Annotated in this window: 6 protein-coding genes; all 6 read right to left on the reverse strand. The window is 65.3% G+C overall.

Annotated features, from left to right (window positions below; all coding sequences use genetic code 11):
• Positions 1-233: 233 nt before the first annotated feature.
• The 6 genes from ACK59X_RS08680 to ACK59X_RS08705 all read right to left on the reverse strand — a co-directional run bounded on the left by ACK59X_RS08680 (position 234) and on the right by ACK59X_RS08705 (position 5916).
• Complete coding sequence (locus tag ACK59X_RS08680; RefSeq protein WP_409956532.1) at positions 234-650, reverse strand: VOC family protein; 417 nt, start codon at positions 648-650, stop codon at positions 234-236.
• A 2-nt stretch (positions 651-652) separates the two neighbouring features.
• The gene (locus ACK59X_RS08685; protein ID WP_409956524.1) at positions 653-1624 is read right to left on the reverse strand and encodes a glucokinase; all 972 of its coding nucleotides are present in this window, start codon (positions 1622-1624) and stop codon (positions 653-655) included.
• A 186-nt stretch (positions 1625-1810) separates the two neighbouring features.
• Positions 1811-2872: an ABC transporter ATP-binding protein gene (locus tag ACK59X_RS08690; RefSeq protein ID WP_409956525.1), complete on the reverse strand. Its 1062-nt coding sequence runs from the start codon at positions 2870-2872 to the stop codon at positions 1811-1813.
• 6 nt (positions 2873-2878) lie between these two features.
• Positions 2879-3748 (reverse strand): carbohydrate ABC transporter permease, encoded by an 870-nt coding sequence (locus ACK59X_RS08695; protein ID WP_409956527.1) that lies wholly within the window; start codon positions 3746-3748, stop codon positions 2879-2881.
• The gene (locus ACK59X_RS08700; protein ID WP_409956529.1) at positions 3738-4625 is read right to left on the reverse strand and encodes a carbohydrate ABC transporter permease; all 888 of its coding nucleotides are present in this window, start codon (positions 4623-4625) and stop codon (positions 3738-3740) included. Before ACK59X_RS08700 ends, ACK59X_RS08695 begins: the two co-directional genes overlap by 11 nt.
• A 172-nt stretch (positions 4626-4797) precedes the next feature.
• Positions 4798-5916 carry a carbohydrate porin gene (locus tag ACK59X_RS08705; RefSeq protein WP_409956530.1) on the reverse strand — a complete coding sequence of 373 codons (1119 nt, stop codon included), beginning with the start codon at positions 5914-5916 and terminating at the stop codon, positions 4798-4800.
• Positions 5917-6038 lie beyond the last annotated feature (122 nt).

A 6038-nucleotide genomic window follows, 5' to 3' on the forward strand; every position in this document is an offset into this window, starting at 1 on the left:
CCTTTGAAGAAAAAGAAGCGTCTCAATAAAGCCGGGACAGAAACCATTCCTGAACCGGGTTCGGTGAGTCGCCTTGCGGGTTCGGCTCATAGATGGGTTGAACTGTACGCCGCACGTGTTCAGGGAAAAACCAGCCAGTCGCAAACTGTCTGTTCCAGTTTTGAAAACAATCCGGGCAAGAAAAATGCCGCGCAGGAAACCCTGGGCGGCATGGCACTGGACATGGGAACCGGCTATCCCGGTGCGGGTCCCACCAGTTCGATGGGCAGGCCGTCCGGGTCGGCGATGAAGGTGAACGGACAGCCCGTGAAGGGGTCCATGCGCACCGGCTCGGCCGCCACGCCATGGGCGGCCAGGGCCTGCAGGCAGGTCTGCAGGTCGCTCACCCGCAGCGCCAGGTGGCGCAGGCCACAGGCCTCGGGGTAAGAGGGGCGGGGTGGCGCCTCGGGAAAGGAAAACAGCTCGATCTGCGTGCCGTCGGGCAGGGCCAGGTCAAGCTTGTACGACTGGCGCTCGGCGCGCCAGGTCTCGTGCACCACGGCCAGGCCCAGCACCTCGGTATAGAAGCGCTTGGAGCGCGCATAGTCCGAGCCGATGAGTGCCACGTGGTGCACACCCGCAAGCGCCAGTGGTGGCGCACCAGCCACCATGCTCAACCGCCCGCGATGTCGAGCGCGCGCGATGCGCCGTAGAGTGCCGGGGTGGCACTCGGATCGATAATCCAGCAAGGGATGGATGCCAGGTAGGGTTGGAAACGCCCCTTGCCCTCGAAGCGCTGGCGGAAGGACGACTGGTCGAACCACTCGCCCAGGCGCGGCACCATGCCGCCGCCGATGTAGACACCGCCGCGTGCACCGAGCGTGAGCGCGAGGTTGCCCGCCACATTGCCCAGAAAGCCGCAGAACAGGTCCAGCGCCTGCAGGGCCAGCGGGTCCTTGGCCCGCAGGGCCGCCTCGGTCACCTGGGCGGCCGAGTTCACCTCGGTCCCGCCGGCTTTGGCCACGGTGCGCACCGCGTGGTAGAGGTCCACCAGGCCCGAGCCCGAGACGGCGCGCTCGGCCGAGACGTGGCCGTAGCGCTGCTGCAGCACCTGCAGCACATCGAACTCGTGCTGGGTCTGCGCGGCCAGCGTGACGTGGCCACCCTCGCCCGACAACGGCACGCCCGCCGGCGAGTGCGGCGGGAACACCAGGCCCGAGACCCCCAGGCCGGTACCTGCGCCCACGAGGCCGATGGCCTCGCCCGGCACGGCCTGGCCGCCGCCCACCTGGCGCAGCAGGTCGGGCGTGAGCAGGGGTAGCGCGAGGGCCAGCGCCGTGAAGTCGTTGATCACCACCAGCCGAGCAAAGCCGAAGGCCTCGCGCACTGCCTTCTGCGAAAAGCTCCAGCTGTGGTTGGTCATGCGGATGGCATCGCCCGTGACCGGGTTGGCAATACCAAAGGCTGCCTCGTTCGGCGTCTGGATGCCGACCTCGTTCAGGTAGGTGCGGATGGCATCGTCCACCGTGGGGTACTGGGCGCACTGCAGCACGCGCGTGTCGTGCAGGGTGTTATCCCCCGGGTTCTGCCAGGCCAGGCGGATATTGGTGCCGCCGATGTCGGCGAGAAGGCGTGTTGCGGGCATGGGCTGCAAGGGCAATGTGTCCACTGAAAACCAGTGGCAACATCACCCGAAAATGGTGGCTGAACAAAAACGGCGGGGCCGCAGCGAAGTCCGCTTTTTAACCCAGAACGCCCCGGGGGGCCGGGTCAAAGTCCCCATGCGCCAAGGCCAAAGCGCGGGGCTGCGGCAGCAGCCCTCGCACGGGTCTCATGCAATGCGCTGTTCCGTACCGGTATCGAACCAGTGGGCGTGCGCGGGTGCCACGGCCAGGCCCACGCGGTCGCCCGGCTTCACACGGGTCTGCGCGTCGGTGCGCAGCGTCATGTGGCCGGCGGCGGTGTCCACCATCACGTAGGTGTCGGGCCCCGTGGGCTCCACTACGCTGACCTCGCCGCGCCAGGGCGAGCTGTCCTGCAGCACCAGGTGCTCCGGGCGCACGCCCAGCATCACCTCGGGCGCCGCCAGCGGGGCTGCCAGGTCCAGCGACACGCCCTGCACCGAGAACTGCCCGGCCGCCTGGGTGCCGCGCAGCAGGTTCATGGTGGGCGAGCCGATGAAGGTCGCCACATAGGTGTTGGCCGGGCGGTTGTAGATCTCGTCAGGCGTGCCCAGTTGCTGCACCACGCCGCCCTTCATGACGGCAATGCGCGAGCCCAGCGTCATGGCCTCCACCTGGTCGTGCGTCACATACACGCTGGTGATGCCGCTGGCCTGGTGCAGGCGTTTGATCTCGGCGCGCATCTCCACGCGCAGCTTGGCATCGAGGTTGGACAGCGGCTCGTCGAACAGGAACAGTTGCGGCTGGCGCGCCAGCGCTCGGCCCATGGCCACGCGCTGGCGCTGGCCGCCCGACAGCTGGCTGGGCCGGCGGTCCAGCAGGTGGCTGATCTGAAGCATGGCCGCCACTTCGTCGATGCGCTTTTGCCGCTCGGCCTTGGGCATCTTGCGCATTTCCAGCGCAAAGCCGATTTTGTCGGCCACGCTCAGCGTGGGGTACAGCGCATAGCTCTGGAACACCATGGCGATGTCGCGGTCGCGCGGGGGCATGCCCACCACGTTCTTGCCGGCGATGCGGATCTCGCCCTCGGTCGGCTCGTCGAGCCCCGCGATGATGTTGAGCAGCGTGGACTTGCCGCAGCCCGAAGGGCCCACGAGGATCAGGAACTCGCCCGGTGCCACGTGGATGTCGATCTTGCGCAGCACCTCCACGCTCTTGTCGCCCTTGCCGAAACGCTTGTTGATGCCCGCTATGTCCAATGAAGACGCCATGATTCCTTATCCCTTCACCGCGCCGGCCGTCAGCCCGCGCACGAAAAATTTACCCGCCAGCACATAGATCACCATGGTCGGCAGGCCCGCGATGATGGCGGCCGCCATGTCCACGTTGTAGGCCTTCACGCTGCTCGACGTGTTGGCCAAATTGTTGAGCCCCACCGTCACCGGCTTGGAGTCGGTGCCCGAGAACACCACGCCGAACAGGAAGTCGTTCCAGATGTTGGTGAATTGCCAGATCAGTGTGACCATGATGATGGGCGTGGACAGCGGCAGCACGATGCGCCAGAAGATCTGGAAGAAACTCGCGCCGTCCATGCGCGCCGCATTCACCAGCTCCTTCGGGATGGCAGCGTAGTAGTTGCGAAAGAACAGCGTGGTGCCGGCCAGGCCCGCCAGGCAGTGCACCATCACCAGGCCCGTGATGGAACTCGACAACCCGAGCCAGCCCAGCACCTGGCTCATGGGCAGCAGCACCACCTGGAAAGGCATGAACACGCCGAACAGCAGCATGCCGAACAGCGCGTCACTGCCGCGAAACTTCCACAGACTGAGCACATAGCCATTGAGAGCCCCCCAGACAGTGGAGATCAGCACGGCCGGCACCGCCATGGCCACCGAGTTCCAGAAGAAGGGGCGCAGGCCGTTGCAATCCACCCCGGTACATGCGCTGGACCAGGCAGTGCTCCAGGAAGACAGGTTGAGCGATGCGGGCAGCGCCAGCAGTGCGCTGCTGCGGATCTCTTCGGCATCCTTGAACGAGGTGACCAGCATCGCGTACAGCGGCAGCAGAAAGAAGGCGGTGGCCAGGGCCAGAACCGCATAGACCAGCAGACGGCCCACGGAAGGGAAAAGGGAGGGCTTAGCGGTCATGGGGTTTGCTGCGCAGTTCGCTGTACAGATAGGGGATCACAAGGGCGGCCACGGTGGCCAGCATCATGGTGGCGCTGGCCGCGCCCAGGCCGATCTGGCCGCGCGAGAACGACATGGTGTACATGAAGGTCGCGGGCACGTCGGTGGCATAGCCGGGCCCGCCGGCCGTGAGCGCCATCACCAGGTCGAAGCTCTTGATCGCCAGGTGCGACAGCACCATCAGCGTGGAGAAGAACACGGGCCGCAGCGCCGGCAGCACGATGCGCCAGTAGATGCGCGGCAGCGAGGCGCCATCGACCTGGGCGGCCTTGATGATGCTGTCGTCGATGCCGCGCAGGCCGGCCAGGAACAGGGCCATGGCAAAGCCCGCGCTCTGCCAGATGCCGGCGATCACCACGCAATAGATGGCCATCTCGGTGTCCACGAGCCAGCCGAATTCAAAGTTGGGGAAACCCCAGTCGCGAACCATCTTCTCGATGCCCAGGCCCGGGTTGAGCAGCCACTTCCAGGCCGTGCCCGTGACCACGAAGGACAGCGCCATCGGGTACAGGTAGATCGTGCGCAGCGCGCCCTCGGCGCGGATCTTCTGGTCCAGCAGCACGGCCAGCACCACGCCAATGGCCAGCGAGCCACCCACGTAGCCCACGCCGAAGATGCCCAGGTTCTTCAGAGCCACCCACCAGCGGTCCATCTCCCACAGGCGCTCGTACTGCGCGAGGCCCGCCCATTCGTAGTTGGGCAGCATGCGCGATGCGGAGAGGCTGAGCACCCCGTTCCACACCATGAGGCCATAGATGAAGGCAAAGCCCAGCACGAAGGCGGGCGCGACGACCAGCTTGGGCAGCCAGGATTCAAAGGAGTTCTTGGTCGTCGTCATTGCAAAAAGGATATCGGGTGCATACGCTGCCAGCGACACTCAGGGACGGCCAGGCCATCCTTCACGTCAACAAGAAAAACACAAGGAAAAAAGGGGGGCACACAGGGAGTGCCCCCCAATGAACAAAGTCACCTCTGACTAACTCGCTTTCTCACTCACACTCACTCCCTCTTTACCACCAGATTTCATACTGCACGCCCACCAGCGTGCGCGAAGTCTTGCCATTGGCACCGAAGGTCGCGGCGTTGGCCACGGCGGCGGCCTGGTTCCAATTGGCCTTGGTCACGTACAGACGCAACTCGGGGCGCGACCAGAAGTCCTCGTTCATGGCCAGGGCGGCGGCCAGCGTCACCTTGCTCAGGCGCTGGTCTGGGCCCGTGCCCTTGCGCGTGGTGGTCGACACTTCGGCCAGGGCCTTGAAGTTCCTCGAAAAGGCGTAGGAGCCGCGACCGCCCAGCGAGAAGTCCTTGGTCTCCACATTCGTCAGGTCGGTCTTGTTGGTCTGGTAGCCGATCAAGGCCTGGCCGCCGAAGGGACCGCTTTGCCAGTTGATGGCGTCGGCGATCCGCGTGGAACGGCGGCCAGGGCGCGTGCCGTCGATGGCTTCGAACTCGCCGTCGATGCGCGCATGGCCGCGCGAGCCCTGCAGGTACAGGGTGTTGCTCACGCCGGACAGCAGGAAGTCCTTCTGGGTGTGCATCAGCGAGATGCCCGATCCCGAGCCGCCGTTGACCTGGTTCTTGCCGCCCACCGCGGTCAGCAGCACGCGCAGCTTGCCGTTGGGGTTGGTGTTGATCTCGGACAGGTCGACGTTCAGGCGATGCGCCTTGACGTTGTCAGGCAGGTTGCCGTCGAACTTGTCGCCGCTGAACACGCCCAAGCCGAGCTTCATGCCGCCGATCGGCACGTCGGTCACGCCGGCACCGACGTTGTCGCCATAGTTCAGCAGGAAGTAGTCGACGATGTGCACGTCCTGGATACGCAGGCGGCGCTGGCCGACCCAGAACTTGGCTTCGGGCGAGAACGACAGGCCGCTCATTTCGACATAGGCCTGCTCGGTGCTGATGTCACCGCTGCCCCACTTGGCGGGCATGTAGTTGACCTTCCACTTGACGCCACCGGCCTCGAAGCTGCGGGCGAAGTTGACTTCGATGCCGTTGTCGCCTTCATTGCCCAGGCGGAACTTCTGCAGCTCGCCGCCCAGCGACAGGTTGCCCTTGACGCCGTCGGAGTGGTTGAACACCGGGCCACCCCGCGAGTAACCGTTGAACTCGAAGCCGGCAACGTCCATTGCCAGTGCATTTGTCATCGCGCATGCGGCGGCCAAAGCCACCGCCGTGAGGCGGTTTCTTTTCATCATGATGGGATCCCTCGGTGTTGGTTTACTTGGTCTTCGCGGCGGCGGCGATCTTT

It is taken from the genome of Acidovorax sp. (genome assembly GCF_046339755.1).
In the GTDB taxonomy this organism is placed as follows: domain Bacteria; phylum Pseudomonadota; class Gammaproteobacteria; order Burkholderiales; family Burkholderiaceae_C; genus Acidovorax.

Bases quoted from the DNA above. Each gene is read 5' to 3' on its own strand.
- ACK59X_RS08680 (WP_409956532.1), bottom strand. From the start codon at position 650: ATGGTGGCTGGTGCGCCACCACTGGCGCTTGCGGGTGTGCACCACGTG.
- ACK59X_RS08700 (WP_409956529.1), bottom strand. From the start codon at position 4,625: ATGACGACGACCAAGAACTCCTTTGAATCCTGGCTGCCCAAGCTGGTC.
- ACK59X_RS08685 (WP_409956524.1), bottom strand. From the start codon at position 1,624: ATGCCCGCAACACGCCTTCTCGCCGACATCGGCGGCACCAATATCCGC.
- ACK59X_RS08690 (WP_409956525.1), bottom strand. From the start codon at position 2,872: ATGGCGTCTTCATTGGACATAGCGGGCATCAACAAGCGTTTCGGCAAG.
- ACK59X_RS08695 (WP_409956527.1), bottom strand. From the start codon at position 3,748: ATGACCGCTAAGCCCTCCCTTTTCCCTTCCGTGGGCCGTCTGCTGGTC.
- ACK59X_RS08705 (WP_409956530.1), bottom strand. From the start codon at position 5,916: ATGGACGTTGCCGGCTTCGAGTTCAACGGTTACTCGCGGGGTGGCCCG.